The sequence below is a fragment of the Robertmurraya sp. FSL R5-0851 genome, from assembly GCF_038002965.1.
GTDB classification, from domain to species: Bacteria; Bacillota; Bacilli; order Bacillales; family Cytobacillaceae; genus Robertmurraya_A; species Robertmurraya_A beringensis.
Window position 1 is genome coordinate 2,856,969 of sequence record NZ_JBBOOE010000001.1, and the last position, 15,636, is coordinate 2,872,604.

The following is a 15,636-nucleotide window of genomic DNA, read 5'->3' on the forward strand; positions in this document are numbered from 1 at the left end:
ACAAAAAAGAGCTCTAAAAAGAGCTCTATTGGATCCATTAGATTTTATTAACATTAACAGCTTGTGGTCCACGCTGTCCTTGTTCGATATCAAAGCTAACTTCTTGACCTTCATCAAGAGACTTGAAGCCTTCGCTTTGAATTGCTGAGTAATGTACGAATACATCCTCTCCACCTTCAACCTCAATAAATCCAAAACCTTTTTCTGAGTTAAACCATTTTACTTTACCAGTTGCCATGTAAAAAATCCTCCTAAAATTTAAAAGCTCTTATTAATGATACCTTGTATCACATTTATATATTGCCTATTTTTTTGAATTTCAATCATAAAAATAGAAATTATTTTTGTTTTGCTGGTTTTCTGTTACGAGATCCTCTATCATCTCTGCGGTCTTTCCCTCGGAAATCCTTGCTTCTTCCACGGTCATTTGAGCGTGGACGGTCTCTAAAACCAGACTTTGGTTTACGTGAACGAATTGGTTCTACCGCTGTTAGCTTAATTGGAGTAACATCAGGTTCCTTAGTCAAAAGCTTTAATGTTGCAGCTAGTACCGTTACAGAGTCAATATCTTCTAATAACGACTCAGCAGCACGTTTGTAATCAGAGTAATCGTTATTTTCAATAACCTTCATAATTTTGTTAATGGTAGCTTCTTGGTTTCCAGCGATTACATCCTTATAAGAAGGAATTGGCTTTTTAACCATCTTTTTCTTTGTTACTTGCTCAATAATTTTCAAATGATCAAGTTCACGCGGGGAAACAAATGTATAAGCTAGACCCTTCTTCCCAGCACGTCCGGTACGACCAATTCGGTGTACATAGCTCTCTGGATCCTGTGGAATATCAAAATTGTACACGTGTGAAACCCCACTAATATCTAGGCCACGAGCAGCTACATCAGTTGCTACCATGATTTCAATTGTTCCATCCTTAAATCGACGAATAACTTGGTCACGCTTGGATTGTGGAATATCACCATGGATTCCTTCAGCTGAGTAACCGCGCTTGATTAACCCTTCAACCACTTCATCTACACGCTTCTTTGTTCGACCAAATACAATCGCAAGTTCTGGAGATTCAATGTCGAGTAAACTTGTTAACACATCAAACTTTTGTTTTTCATGTGTTTCAAGATAGAATTGCTCAATATTTGTAACTGTCATTTCCTTTGCTTTCACTTTTACAAGCTCAGGATTTTTCATGAATTTTTCTGCAAGAGTTTGAATTCTCTTAGGCATTGTAGCTGAGAAAAGTAAAGTTTGGCGTTCTTCAGGAATATCACTTAAAATTCTCTCGATATCTTCGATGAAGCCCATGTTTAGCATTTCATCTGCTTCATCTAGGACAACCATTTTAATATTATTTAGACGAATTGTTCTTCTGTCTAAATGGTCAATTAGTCGTCCAGGTGTTGCAGCAATGATTTGTGGTCGGTTTTTTAATGATCGAATTTGGCGATTAATATCTTGACCACCATAAATCGGAAGTGTACGAATTCCTTTTACTTGCCCAATTCGGTTTAATTCTTCAGCCACCTGAACGGCTAGTTCACGTGTAGGAGCTAATACAAGGCCTTGAATACCCTCTTGTAAATCCATCTTTTCTAGTAATGGAACACCAAACGCTGTTGTTTTTCCTGTTCCTGTTTGCGCTTGTCCAATCATGTCTCTTCCTTGAAGAGCGATCGGAATCGCTTGTGCTTGTATCGGTGTTGGTTCTTCAAACCCCATATTGGATACTGCTTTTTGTAATTCACTACTTAGACCAAAATCTGAAAATGTTGTCAAAGTTTTTTTTCCTCCTTAATTTTAAACACATATATCATTATTTTGTACTTAGAATTATATTTTAAAGTTTTTTTTTGTAATTTTTTTTGAGTGAAGGAATGATCGCGAGAGAATAAAACGGAGTTAATTATCATGGTTTCATTCCAAAGAAAAAGGTGATGCTTATATCAATGCATCACCTTAAATGACTCAATATATTAAGCTTTTTGAACGTTAGAAGCTTGTGGTCCACGGTTTCCTTCAACGATTTCGAAAGTAACTTCTTGGCCTTCTTCTAAAGTTTTGAAGCCTTCTGATTGGATTGCTGAGAAGTGTACGAATACATCTTGACCTTCAGCTGATTCGATGAATCCGAAACCTTTTTCTGCATTAAACCATTTTACTTTACCTGTGTTCATGTGTAAAACCTCCAAAAAATTGTTCACCATAAGTACTAAATATATAGATCAAAATCGTAAAAAGCCGTAACTAGCAAGGAAGGGAAGAAAATCGACCACATCCTGCAGTTACGACCACTTAACCAAAAATATATACCGAACTTTATAGCGTTAAACTCATATTAATCCAATATGCCGAATAAGTCAAGAAGATTAATTGGATTGAACTACTTCATTTTCTGCTTTTGACTACAACGTGCGCTCCGCTGAATCAACTGTATGCTTTAAAAGCATAGCAATTGTTACTGGACCAACACCACCAGGCACTGGGGTAATAGCCGATGCTTTCTCAAAACATGAATCGTATTCTACATCTCCAATGTTTCCTGGGTTATAACCAGCATCTAAAATCACTGATCCTTCCTTCACCCAATCACCCTTAATAAAGTTAGGCTTACCTACTGCAGCAACAACAATATCAGCTTGTTTCACAATGTCTGGTAAGTTGTTTGTATATGAATGGCATGTAGTTACCGTAGCATTTTCATTTAATAATAAAGCCGAAACTGGCTTACCAAGAATTGGACTTCTCCCAACAACTACGGCATGCTTTCCTTGTACAGGAATTCCGTATTCTTTAATAATTGTTAAAATGGCAGCTGGCGTACAAGAAGGAAATACACCAAATCCTAATGCTGTTTGTCCATAACCAAAGCTAGTTACACCATCAACGTCCTTTTCAATGCTGATTGTATCGAACGCCTTTCTTTCATCAACATGCTCAGGCACTGGGTGCTGAAGGAGAATACCATTTACATTCTCATCGTTATTTAACTCGGTAATTGTGGCCAAAAGCTCCTCAGTAGTTGTGGTAGCTGGTAAATGAATTCTTTTTGAAACAATCCCTAACTTCTCACATGCATTTCCCTTCATCTTCACATATGTTGCAGAAGAAGGATCATCGCCAACTAGAATGGTTGCCAAACAAGGAGTAACTCCCGCTTCCTTGAGCTTTTCCACTCTTTCCTTAAGAGAATTTTTAACTTTGTTTGCTACCATCTGACCATCCAAAATAACAGGTTTCGTCACGTTAACCCCTCCATATATTAGAAAAAGAGACAGACATTCGCCTTCTCTCTGCCCAGACGACCGGCTTAACAGCGACGCAGCTCCCTTGTGGTTGCTTCCACATTCGTCGTCAGTTACTGCGATTTCAAAAAATCTTTGTTAATTCATGCTTATTATATTCTTAAAACACATATATTTCAACTAAATATTATTACAACGTTCGGATTTATCGAATCTTATATATAGAAAACGGACAACTATTGTTGTCCGTTATGAAAACTCTTTTAAGATATGATTGGCTGTAGTAATTTACCTAAAACAATGGAAGCCCTACCTCTCTTCCATCCTTACGGTTCCTAGACCGCGCCAGTGTGAATCAGGCCCTGTAATTCATCAGGGTATGACACTCTTGTAAACTTAACTCTAAATCATTTGTTTGGAAATGAGTAAATAAAGTGTGAAAATACGAAAAAAAAGAAGGAATGTTGGGGAAACCGTCTAATGTAATTTTCTAATGGTATCATGGAATACCATTCTGAAGAGTATCAATTGTATTACAAACATTTTTCTTGTTGAAGTTTATTATTAATTGTATAAATAACAATCCACCTCAAAAGAGCAACAGAATTCATTTTATAACATTTTTTTACTTTTGTCAAAAAAACTCCCCATAAGGAGAGCTATGCTAACTTTACATTATTTTGATCATCAATCGGAACAGATGCATATAACACTTCCATTTCCAGTTCATTCTGATACTTCTGTTTGGTTTCTTTGTTCCAATCAAATTCTTCTGCCATAAAATCAATCACTTGGTTTTTATATGTTTTTACAGTAATTATGTCAAAAAGAAGGGTTCCAGTTCTCCGATTGAAGAAGTCAATGGGTGTATACGCCATTTCATGATCGATTGCGTATTTTAATTGTACAAATAAAGTTACAGGGATTTGATATTTTCTTGCTTCCTCCTTATTTTTTTGGATAATCTCCAGTAAGATAGGCACGTTGGAGCCATACATTTTAATCAATTTCGTTGCCTCTTCGGGTGATAATCCTACTTCAACTCCCTTTTTGACTTGATAAGAAATATACATATTAAATCCTTTACTTCCCCCAACATCGCCTCCAGAAATAGGATAATCCTTTGTGCGACAACCTGAGAATTTCTCTCCTAATTCTTCCTTATATTTTTTCGCTAATAAGTCAACCACTGTCTCTGCCATTTTTCTATAGCCTGTTAATTTTCCACCCGCGATTGTAATTAAACCTGATTTCGATTCCCAAATCTCGTCTTTTCTTGAAATTTCAGAAGGATTTTTTCCTTCCTCCCAAATTAATGGTCTAACTCCAGCCCAATTCGATTCAATATCTTCAGCAGTAATATGAACCGTTGGAAACATATAGTTGATACTAGAGATAATATAATCTCGGTCGCTCGCTGTCATCCTAGGTTCGGCAATGGACTCGTCATAGAAAGTATCTGTCGTACCTACATAAGTTTTGCCATTCCTTGGAATGGCGAAAACCATTCTACCGTCAGGTGTATCAAAGTAAATCGCCTGTTTGAGCGGAAACCTTTCTTGATTAATAACAATATGAACACCTTTGGAAAGCTTTAGGACCTTCCCAGATTTAGATCGATCAAGTTCCCGAATACTATCTACCCATGGACCAGCTGCATTAATCACTTTCTTGGCCCGTATTTCATAGGATTCTCCGCTAATTAAATCACTTACCTTCGCACCGACAATTTTTCCATGCTCATAAAGTAGTTTTTCTACCTTTGTATAATTGATCGCACATGCGCCCTTATCAACTGCTGCCTTCATTACTTCTATTGTGAGCCTTGCATCATCCGTACGATATTCAACGTAGTAACCACCACCCTTTAACCCCTCCTGCTTCACTAGCGGTTCCTTAGTAAGGGTCTCATTTGCAGAAAACATCACTCTTCTTTCTAACTTTTTAACTCCTGCTAAAAAGTCATAAACACGTAATCCTACTGAGGTACTAAACTTCCCAAATGTCCCTCCTTGGTGAAAAGGGAGCAGCATCCATTCTGGGGTAGTTACATGTGGACCATTCTCATAAACAATGGCTCTTTCCTTACCAACCTCCGCCACCATTTTCACATGAAATTGTTTTAAATAGCGCAATCCACCATGAACAAGCTTTGTTGATCGACTGGAAGTTCCAGCAGAAAAATCTTGCATATCTACAACTGCCGTTTTCATTCCACGAAGGGTGGCATCAAGCGCAATACCTGCACCAGTAATTCCACCGCCAATAACTAAGACATCATAATGTTTTGTTGAAAGTTCACTTACTAGAGGTTTTCTTTGTTTATTTGAAAAACTCATCCCTTTTCCCCCTATTTCTAATTAGAGTGAATAAAAAAGACCACAAAATGCACTATCCATTAAGATAATGATTTTGTGGTCTCTCCAATTCTCCAACCTGAATTATTAACTTATCTTTATTATACCAAAATGACTGTCACTGGTAAACATTTAAACTATATTTATATTACTTAAATGCCATTGTTGCATGAACAGCTCTTTTCCATCCAGAATAAAGCTCTTCTCTTTTATCAGAATCCATTTTCGGTTCAAAAGCCCGATCAACTGCCCATTGCTTAGCAATATCTTCTCTACTTTCCCAATATCCAACCGCTAAACCAGCTAAATATGCAGCGCCTAGCGCGGTTGTTTCATTTACTTTAGGTCTTTCCACTGGTACGTTCAAAATATCAGATTGAAAGCTCATTAAGAAGTCATTCTTAACAGCCCCTCCATCTACTCTTAATGCTTTTAATTCAATACCGGAATCCGCTTCCATTGCAGAAAGTACGTCCCTTGTTTGATAAGCCAATGATTCTAGAGTAGCGCGAACAAAATGTTCTTTCGAAGTTCCTCTTGTTAACCCAAACACTGCACCACGAACATCACTATCCCAATAAGGTGTACCCAATCCAACGAAGGCAGGAACAACATATACCCCTTCTGTTGAATCTACTTTCGACGCGTAGCTTTCACTATCCGCAGCATTCTTTAACATTCTGAGTCCATCACGAAGCCATTGAATGGCAGAGCCAGCTACGAATATACTTCCTTCTAGTGCATACTCGACTTTTCCGTCTACCCCCCATGCTAACGTAGTTAGTAAGCCATTGTCGGATTTCACTGCTTTCTCACCCGTGTTCATGAGCATAAAGCATCCTGTTCCATACGTATTTTTAGCCATCCCTTCACTAAAGCAAGCCTGACCAAACAAGGCAGCCTGTTGGTCTCCAGCAATTCCCGCAATCGGAACCTCTTGGCCAAAGAAATGATAATCAATCGTATGTGCATACACTTCTGAGGAAGGACGGACTTCAGGAAGCATGGATTTTGGAACTGATAAGATTTCAAGAAGCTCCTCATCCCATTTTAAATCGTAAATATTATACATTAATGTACGAGATGCATTTGAATAATCGGTTACATGAGCCTGCCCACCAGATAGCTTCCATACGAGCCAGGTATCAATTGTTCCAAAAAGGAGTTTTCCTTGATCTGCCTTTTCTCGAGCACCTTCTACATTGTCGAGAATCCATTTAACCTTTGTTCCTGAAAAATATGCATCGATAAGAAGTCCTGTTTTATCTCTGAATAATTCATTATATCCTTTCGCTCTTAATTCATCACATATTCCACTTGTTTGTCTCGATTGCCATACAATCGCATTATAGATCGGAAGTCCTGTTTCCTTATCCCAGACTACAGCCGTCTCACGTTGGTTTGTTATTCCTACTCCAGCAATTTGCTCTGGTTTCACATTCGATTCTGACATGACACTCGCAATAACAGCTAATATGGACCCCCAAATTTCACTTGCATTATGTTCAACCCAACCTGGCTTTGGAAAAATTTGAGTAAATTCCTTCTGAGCTACGTGGACGATTTCTCCCTCTTTGTTAAACAAAATCGCTCTCGAGCTTGTTGTACCTTGATCCAAAGATAAGATGTACTTTTCCATTAAAAGTTCCCCCTAATAATAGATTAAATTTATGCTGCTTGTGAGGCAGTCGTATTACTTGATTGTTTTTTACCAAAAACATATGATAATGAAAGAACCACTATTGAAGCGCCTACTACCGGCCAAGTGTAGGAACCTGCTTCTCCTAGAAAGACTGTTTTGTAGAAAACTGCTCCTAATGCACCACCAAGAATTGGGCCAACAACTGGAATCCAGGAATAGGCCCAGTTCGAACCACCCTTTCCTGGGATGGGAAGTAGAAAATGCGCAATTCTTGGACCTAGATCACGAGCGGGGTTAATCGCATACCCGGTAGTTCCTCCAAGTGACATACCAATAACCACAATTAAAAGCCCCACTGCAATCGGATTAAGTCCTTCTGTGAAATTATTTGCTCCGATAAATAATAATCCTAATACTAAAATAAAAGTACCGAACATCTCACTAAATACGTTTGAGAACGTATGTGGAATAGCAGGACCAGTTGCAAACACACCTAGCTTCGTGCCAGGGTCTTCTGTACCTTTCCAATGAGGAAAATAATGTAAAAATACTAAAGTAGCTCCTATTATAGCACCAAGCAATTGAGCAATTATGTAACTCGGTACATCTGCCCAAGGAAAACTTCCATTCACCGCAAGCGCAACCGTTACAGCAGGATTTAAATGAGCCCCACTAATAGAGCCTACTGCAAAAACAGCCATTGTTACTGCTAAACCCCACGCTAGAGTAATCACAATCCAACCAGGATTGTTTGAGTAACTCCCCTTCAGAGAAGAACCCGCTCCAATTCCCGCTCCAAACACAATCAAAATCATGGTTCCAATCACTTCACCTAAAAACGGCGACATACACATACCCCTTTCTTATTTTAAAATTTCAAGCCATCACTTTGGAACATCAAAAAAAGACCCACGACAGAATACACCATTTAGGTAATCTGCGTGAGTCTCCTCTTCTCCGTCACAAATGATTAACTTGTATTTACAGTATATTAATATTTGAAAACGCTGTCAATAATTATATTAAAAATTTGCTATATTTTTAAGTTAGTAGATTAAAATAAATCCCATAGTTCCTTTTTCGAAGTGGTTATAGACGTAGCCCCTGCCTTTAATGCATTATTAACTTCATCTCGCGTTCGAATTAGTCCTCCAGCAAAAATTGGGGTATCAAGTCTATTTTTCACTTCATTTATCATCCATGGCATAGCCCCAGGAAGTACTTCAATATAATCTGGTCTCGTTTTATTCACTAGCTTATAGCTCTTTTCTAGTGCATGGGAATCTATTAAAAAGATTCTTTGAACTGCGATTACCCCTTTTTGTTTTGCTTTTAATATGACACTTGATTTTGTAGAGATGATTCCATATGGCTTAATTTCCTGGCAAATATATTCGGTACCATAATCATCATTTTTCAGCCCATGAATCATATCAACATGGTAGATCATATCCTTCCCATGCGCCTTTGCTAATTGATTAATATTTTTCAACTGAGCGATATGCGTTTCAAGGAATACCCCTACTCGATACGGGCTTTTTAAAAACAACTCAAAATCCTTTAAATTTGATGATGCTGGTAATATTTTTTGATCCATTCTCTCACATCCTTATCTATAATCTTATTTTGTATACAAATAATTCTCAAGGACTTTTTAAAGACTTGCATGAACTCAAACAAAAAAGTCAACCCTAAATGGTTGACTTTTTTCTTAAGCCTGCTTTTTTGTTTTGACTGTTGTTCGTTTTTTCTTTGGAGCTTCTGTCGATGTTTGTTTCGGCTTTGTTTTATCAATTGATGCTTGTAGTGCAGCCATTAAATCTGTGACATTGGATTTTTGTTCTTTTTCAACTGGCGTAACTATTTCTTTACCAGAACGCTTAGATTCAATCAATTCAATTAAAGCGTTTCGATAATCATCCGTGTATTTTTCCGGATTAAATGTTGTGGTTAATTGATCAATCAACATGATCGCGGTATCAAGTTCTTTTTCGGATACTTTGTCTTCTGCGGGAACATTAGGAACATCAGCAGCAGATCTTACCTCATCAGGAAAATGAATGGTTTCCATTACCAATGAGTTTTCAAACACTCGTATGACAGCCATTTGTTCTTTTGAACGAATGATTATTTTGGCTAGACCAACCTTTTCTGATTCTTGCAGCGCCTTTCTTAATAAGGAGTATGCTTTTCCACCCCCATCACTTGGGGACATGAAATAGCTTCGATCATAATAGATTGGATCAATTTCCTCCATTTTTACGAAATCTATAATCTCAACTGCCTTTTCTTCATTTTCTTTTTTTAATTTATTCAAATCCTCGTCTTCAAGAATAACGAATTTCCCTTTTGTGTATTCATATGCTCGAACAATTTCCTCCTGCTTCACTTCTTCATCGCAAACAGGACAAGTTTTTTCATATTTTATCGGAGAGTGACATTTCTTGTGTAATGTCCGAAGCTTGATATCCTTATCTTCTGTTGCAGAATGAAGCTTGATTGGGATATTCACGAGTCCAAAGCTGATACTCCCTTTCCATATTGTATGCATGTGTATTCTCCATTCCTATTTTCCATTTTTATTATTTTTTGTTTAATAAAACACATTATCCTACTTACAATTTGGAAAAAGAGTAAGTATCTGATGATATTGGAAAACTAAAAAGTAAGGAGAGTGATTCGTTTGAAACCAATGCTACCAACTTTAACATTCGAAGTACCACAGGGTGATAATTGGAACTACGAAGTAAAATACGATGGCTTTCGTGCCCTTTTATTTTGGGACAAGGAAATAAAATTAATAAGTAGAAACGGAAACTCCTTACTCGAAATTTTTCCGGAAATAAAAATTTACCTAGAAAAAAATTATGAAGTGTTTAAAACATTCCTCCCCCTGGTGCTTGATGGGGAGTTAGTGGATCTTGAAAATGAATATAAAGCCGATTTTAGCAGTATTCAAGTTCGCGGCAGAATGCGCAGTAAAAAAAAAATACTCGAAAAAGCATTACATAATCCATGTCGTTTCCTTGTATTCGACTTATTATCGATTAACGGAAACTTATGCAGTGATAGGAAATATGTTGATCGTAAAAAATCACTTTTAAAGCTTTTTAAAGATTCTCAATTGCCCACAACTCCCAATCCTTTAAGTACAGATTTGATTCAGTTAATTCCCGCTTATAAAGATTATCAAGCCGTTTGGGAACAAGTCGTTTTACATGATGGTGAAGGAATTGTGGCCAAACAAGATTCAAACCAGTGGGAGGAAGGCAAACGAACCACTCTTTGGCTAAAATTTAAAAACTTTAAATATGTATCCTGCTTTGTAACCGCATACGAAAAATCAAATGGCTATTTTTATGTTGGCGTTTTTAGAGATACCAAAATTTATCAAATTGGCCAATTTTTATTCGGCATCAAGCCTGAGGAAAAACAAGCACTATTCCAAATTATCAAGGATAATAAATCAAGTGAAGATGACCGGTTCATCTACGTCCAACCTGCCATTTGTTTGGAAATCAAATACTTGGAATTATATGATGAGCAAATGCGGGAACCACATTTTGAACGATTCCGATTTGACCTTACACCTAAGGATTGTACATATGATAAATTTGTACACCAACAAAAAAACATGCCTAATGACATTGAAATTTCCCATCCGGACAAACCTTTATGGGAATCACCTTCTGTAAAAAAAATCGACTTTATTCATTATTTACAGGAAATTTCACCATACTTTTTACCATATTTACAAAACCGGTTACTAACGGTGATACGATATCCGCACGGAATGTTCGGGGAAGCCTTTTATCAGAAAAACTGCCCTGAATATGCACCAGATTTTGTACAAACTTTCATGCATGAAGGAATAAACTATATTGTCTGTAATAATTTAAAAACCCTAATATGGTTAGGTAACCAGCTGGCATTTGAGTTCCATATTCCTTTTCAAACTCTATCAAGTAACGGACCAAGTGAAATTGTGTTAGATTTGGATCCTCCTTCTAACAAGGAGTTTAAACTAGCAATTAAAGCTGCTCAAATGATCAAAGAAGTCCTCGATCAATTAAATCTTATTGGGTTTGTAAAAACATCAGGAAATAAAGGGCTACAGATTTATATCCCACTTCCTGAAAATGAATTTACTTACGAAGATACAAGGCTGTTTACTGAGTTCATAGCAGAATATTTGATCTCGAAAGCACCTGATTCATTTACAATTGAGCGCTTAAAGAAAAACCGGCAAAATAAATTGTATATCGACTATATTCAACATGCAGAAGGGAAAACCATTATAGCACCTTATTCTGCTAGGGGAAATGACACGGCTGCTCTGGCCACTCCCTTATTTTGGGAAGAAGTAACTGACGAACTACGTATGGAGGATTTTACTATTTTAAACATGATGAAGCGTATAAACGAAAAGGGCAACCCTTTTCAATCCTATTTTGAGACGAAACAAAAACAAAACTTTTCACCCATACTTGAGTTTTTAAAACAAAAAAAATAGCCGGGATAACCCGGCTTTCCTTACATCCATTCATTTAACACTTGTTTTGAATGTTCTTCCAAGCTCTTATATTGACTAATTTCTTTTGTAATTTCTTCCTTTTTCAAATAAGAAAAAACTTGTTGTTCCAACTGAATTTCTATCTGGAAACGATGCGTAAAGGTTGCATTTCCGATTAAATCAATTTTGAAGGAATTATCAACTTTATGTGCGACACAGCGTACCTTGCCACCTGGATTATACACATCAACCGGTTGTTCAAACTCATTTAGGCCAAGTAAACAAGAAACAAGTGTAGAAGCGGACATTGCTGTTCCGCAAGCATTCGTAAAGCCAACGCCTCTTTCAAATGTACGCACAAAGATACTTCCTTTCTGAAGTGGCTTTACGAAACTCACGTTTACTCCATCTGGAAATAACTTGTTTGGACTATTTACCTTTTCACTCAATTCTTTTTGTACATTTGATTGTATTTGATCTTTTGTCACTATTCCAATCAGATGAGGGTTAGGTACTGCTACAGCAGTGAACTTAATTTCTGAAAGCTCTTGTATGGGTTCATCTATTAATGTTTGTTGATTTAAAGTTAATGGAAGATCATTAAGTTCAAAAGAAACAGGAGAGATTTCTACCTGATAAGTTGGGATTTCTCCAAGAATGCTTTCGCGCTCATTCACTACCAAATTTGCTTTCATCGTTTCTACGACCGCACTTTGGATGGAAAGTTTTTCACAAACATAACGGGCCACACAGCGTAATCCATTTCCACACATTGACGCCTCAGATCCATCTGCATTAAATACTCTCATTTTGGCATCAAAATTCTCACTGCCTAGTACGAATAAAATCCCATCAGCACCTACGCCATTTTCTCTATTACAAAGAAGTAGCGCAATCTCGGAACGCTGTTGCTCAGTAAATAAAGGTTTTGTCATTTCATCAATGATGAGGAAGTCATTATTTGACCCATGACATTTTAAAATTTCTAAAATCACATTTAAACCTCCGTAAACATACATATTAATAATCTACATTTCCTCTATTGTACAATAAAGTACTTAAGTAGAACATGATTTGTATTTTAAAGATAGCAAATATCTTCTACAACCATTCGATTAGACCAATTGATTGCTTCAGCATATAGTTTAAATAAATCTGTTTCCATGATTTCAAGCTTTTTACAAATATCTCCGATTATTTTCCATTGTGCTTTTTCAACAGCAACAGCAAGGTCCAACACATCTTTATACTCATTCTGGACCCCCATTAACGCCTGAATCATTTCCTCGTTTAGTGGAAGTGAATCAGTCATTTTCTCTATCGGAAATGCTTTGAGCCCATTCATAAATGAAAAAATACCGGTCATAAAATATCCGGGTATTTTTTCGGATTGATCATTCCGTAATCTTCCAATTTTTTCGCAAAGTTTTCCTCTAGTTAAACATAGTTTTGCCACGTCTATGGAGACATTCGACGTTTGCGTTAATTCTTCTCTTGCTGCCAAAACATAGATCCAGTTTTCTATTTCAAAAGGTCCAAACTGTTTAACTGCTTGGCGAATATGATAGATTTTTTCTTTTAATTTATTTGCCGGTGAATTGATTAGTTTTAAAATTTTGTATGATAATGAAGGATCTCTTTCAATAAATTCAACTATATCATTTACAGATGTTTTTTCCTTTGAAATAAATGCTCTCATTTCAACATAAGAGGTAAAATAAGCTGGAATATCAAAAGTTGAGAAAATGGCAGGCTTAGAAAAGTAATAGCCCTGAAACAGACTATAACCATTTGATTTTGCTTCCAAATATTCTTCACTGGTTTCTATTTTTTCAGCAATTAAGATCGTATCAGTTGCCAATGCCTTTTTATTTATGTGCTTGCGTACGTTCTTATCTGTTTTTTGAAAATCTACCTTTACATAATCTGTCTGTTCTAAAATGTCTTTTGAATAGGGGTTCAGTTCATCTAACATGCTAGAATTAATGGAAATTCTATATTGACTTTTCTTCATTTCTTTTATAATTTCTAATAGATTTCTACTTGGGCGTGTAGTTTCAACTAACTCAATGACTATTTTCTTAGAACAAACATAGGAAGGTAACCTCATATCTAATAATTTTTCTGTAAAGTTAATGAAACACGGCCTTCCTTCAGAAAGAGCATCTATCCCTATATTTAGAAAGCTATTAATGATCAACTCAGTAGTAGCTCGGTCCCCATCTATGTTTGGAAATTCATTAATATGATTATTTCGGTAAAGCAGCTCGTAAGCAACTATCCCTTCTTCTTGATTAAATATCGGCTGCCTTGCAACAAAAACTTCCATTTTTTACTCCCTCCGACCATTGCTCTTTGGCGAATATTTATATTTTATCGGAGGTAAAACATAGATACTGTCGAAGTTTGTAGGAAAGAAAATTTTTATTCTTCTTAAAAAATAAGGAGCATCTCCTAAAAAGAGATACTCCTTAACAATCATATATAATGTGTAAAGAAATTTACTAGGAATAAAAAAGCAATAATATAAAGAGGTACAGAAACTTCTTTCGCTTTTCCTATTGAAATTTTCACTAGCGGATATAGGATAAATCCGATCGCAATTCCGTCAGCAATGCTATACGTGAATGGGATCATTACAATCATAATCAACGCAGGAAAGCTCTCGCCTAAATCCTTCATGTCAATGTTTCGGATATTCTGAAGCATTAATCCACCAATGATAATGAGAATAGGTGCGATTGCCGAGTTTGGTATCCACTTAAAAACCGGGATAAAAAATGCGGAAGCTGCAAATAAAAGTCCTGTTGTTACAGCTGTTAATCCTGTTTTCCCACCTGCAGCCATACTGGATATACTCTCCACTGTCGAGACCGTTGGACTTGTTCCGAAAATTGCTGAAACAAAGGCAGAAATAGAATTCGCTTGTAAACCTTTGGAAAACTTTTCTGGACGTTTAATAAATTGCGCGTGACCATGAACCAATCCGATGTTTTCAAATATTAGTACCATCGATAATGAGAATACCGCAACCCAAAAAGAAAAAGTAAACAGTTTAGCAAACGACATAGCCCCAAACACTTCAAAGTACTCGCTAATGTTGAAACTTACCTGACTTTCCTCCGCAACATCGATTATCCCGAAAGACCAAGCAATCAGTGTTCCAAACACTATTGTTAGCAGAAAATTCCCTGGAACTCCTCTTAAAAACAAAATAACCGCAATCACAAAGGTGATGATAGAAGCTAATACACTAGGTTCGTTTAATGCACCAAGTGCTATTATACTATTGGTTCCTTTTACAACTAAGCCGGCTTTTTCCAGACCAATAAACATGAGGAATAGCCCTAAACCAACGGTTATCGCTTCCTTTAACGACTGTGGAATTGCCTGACTAAGCTTAATAGACAAGCTAGTAAAAGCAACAATCATAAACATAATTCCTGATACAAATACAACCGCTAACGCTTCCTGCCAGCTAAGACCCATTGTTTGCACTAGAGTATAAGAAAAAAGTGCGTTAATTCCCATTCCTGGAACGAGAATAATCGGTGCATTCGCCCACAAGCCCATAAGAAGACAACCGACAACTGATGTAAGAATAGTCGCGATTATTGCTCCTTCAAGCGGAATACCTGCTTCGGATAAGATAAGCGAATTGACAGCAACAATATAAACAATCGTGAAAAAGCCGATCGTTCCTGCAACTATCTCCTTTTGAATGGATGATTCATGCGCTTCAATCCTAAAAAAACGATGTAACCATGCACTTATCATATAGATTCCAATCTATTTAATTAGCCCTCTCCCTACCCGCTTTCACTCAGTAAATATGAGTCAGCCACAAACATACATTTTATCACATTTTGCA

13 protein-coding genes and 1 riboswitch are annotated in these 15,636 nt (G+C 36.7%); of the genes, 1 reads left to right on the top strand and 12 read right to left on the bottom strand.

What is annotated here, in order from left to right; genetic code table 11:
• Nucleotides 1–37 precede the first annotated feature (37 nt).
• The 9 genes from MKX65_RS14675 to ku form a co-directional block, all read right to left on the bottom strand.
• Nucleotides 38–238: a cold-shock protein gene (locus MKX65_RS14675; RefSeq protein ID WP_066047955.1), complete on the bottom strand. Its 201-nt coding sequence runs from the start codon at nucleotides 236–238 to the stop codon at nucleotides 38–40.
• A 100-nt stretch (nucleotides 239–338) separates the two neighbouring features.
• Nucleotides 339–1,787, bottom strand: a complete 1,449-nt coding sequence (locus MKX65_RS14680) for a DEAD/DEAH box helicase (protein ID WP_340904230.1) — start codon at nucleotides 1,785–1,787, stop codon at nucleotides 339–341.
• A 197-nt stretch (nucleotides 1,788–1,984) separates the two neighbouring features.
• Nucleotides 1,985–2,185 (bottom strand): cold-shock protein, encoded by a 201-nt coding sequence (locus tag MKX65_RS14685; protein ID WP_119708787.1) that lies wholly within the window; start codon nucleotides 2,183–2,185, stop codon nucleotides 1,985–1,987.
• 228 nt (nucleotides 2,186–2,413) lie between these two features.
• Nucleotides 2,414–3,223: a bifunctional 5,10-methylenetetrahydrofolate dehydrogenase/5,10-methenyltetrahydrofolate cyclohydrolase gene (locus MKX65_RS14690; protein ID WP_445677954.1), complete on the bottom strand. Its 810-nt coding sequence runs from the start codon at nucleotides 3,221–3,223 to the stop codon at nucleotides 2,414–2,416.
• 73 nt (nucleotides 3,224–3,296) lie between these two features.
• Nucleotides 3,297–3,380, bottom strand: a riboswitch (ZMP/ZTP riboswitch).
• Between the two features lie 532 nt (nucleotides 3,381–3,912).
• Nucleotides 3,913–5,592: a glycerol-3-phosphate dehydrogenase/oxidase gene (locus tag MKX65_RS14695; protein WP_340904233.1), complete on the bottom strand. Its 1,680-nt coding sequence runs from the start codon at nucleotides 5,590–5,592 to the stop codon at nucleotides 3,913–3,915.
• 166 nt (nucleotides 5,593–5,758) lie between these two features.
• A complete protein-coding gene (glpK, locus tag MKX65_RS14700) occupies nucleotides 5,759–7,249 on the bottom strand; it encodes a glycerol kinase GlpK (protein WP_340904235.1) in 1,491 nt (496 codons plus the stop codon).
• A gap of 29 nt (nucleotides 7,250–7,278) precedes the next feature.
• The gene (locus MKX65_RS14705; RefSeq protein ID WP_119708791.1) at nucleotides 7,279–8,100 is read right to left on the bottom strand and encodes an MIP/aquaporin family protein; all 822 of its coding nucleotides are present in this window, start codon (nucleotides 8,098–8,100) and stop codon (nucleotides 7,279–7,281) included.
• 206 nt (nucleotides 8,101–8,306) lie between these two features.
• On the bottom strand, nucleotides 8,307–8,849 hold the full coding sequence (locus MKX65_RS14710; RefSeq protein ID WP_160549203.1) for a glycerol-3-phosphate responsive antiterminator: 543 nt from the start codon (nucleotides 8,847–8,849) through the stop codon (nucleotides 8,307–8,309).
• A gap of 114 nt (nucleotides 8,850–8,963) precedes the next feature.
• Nucleotides 8,964–9,803: a non-homologous end joining protein Ku gene (gene ku, locus MKX65_RS14715; protein WP_340904237.1), complete on the bottom strand. Its 840-nt coding sequence runs from the start codon at nucleotides 9,801–9,803 to the stop codon at nucleotides 8,964–8,966.
• A 132-nt stretch (nucleotides 9,804–9,935) separates the two neighbouring features.
• On the opposite strand from ku, the gene MKX65_RS14720 reads away from it, so the two are divergent.
• Nucleotides 9,936–11,765: a DNA ligase D gene (locus tag MKX65_RS14720; protein WP_340904239.1), complete on the top strand. Its 1,830-nt coding sequence runs from the start codon at nucleotides 9,936–9,938 to the stop codon at nucleotides 11,763–11,765.
• A 20-nt stretch (nucleotides 11,766–11,785) separates the two neighbouring features.
• On the opposite strand, the gene dapF is transcribed toward MKX65_RS14720, so the two are convergent.
• From dapF to MKX65_RS14735, 3 genes are all read right to left on the bottom strand, one after another.
• Nucleotides 11,786–12,760 carry a diaminopimelate epimerase gene (gene dapF, locus MKX65_RS14725; RefSeq protein ID WP_340904240.1) on the bottom strand — a complete coding sequence of 325 codons (975 nt, stop codon included), beginning with the start codon at nucleotides 12,758–12,760 and terminating at the stop codon, nucleotides 11,786–11,788.
• An 86-nt stretch (nucleotides 12,761–12,846) separates the two neighbouring features.
• Complete coding sequence (locus MKX65_RS14730) at nucleotides 12,847–14,094, bottom strand: EAL and HDOD domain-containing protein (RefSeq protein WP_340904242.1); 1,248 nt, start codon at nucleotides 14,092–14,094, stop codon at nucleotides 12,847–12,849.
• A 149-nt stretch (nucleotides 14,095–14,243) separates the two neighbouring features.
• Nucleotides 14,244–15,539: an NCS2 family permease gene (locus MKX65_RS14735; protein ID WP_340906266.1), complete on the bottom strand. Its 1,296-nt coding sequence runs from the start codon at nucleotides 15,537–15,539 to the stop codon at nucleotides 14,244–14,246.
• Nucleotides 15,540–15,636 lie beyond the last annotated feature (97 nt).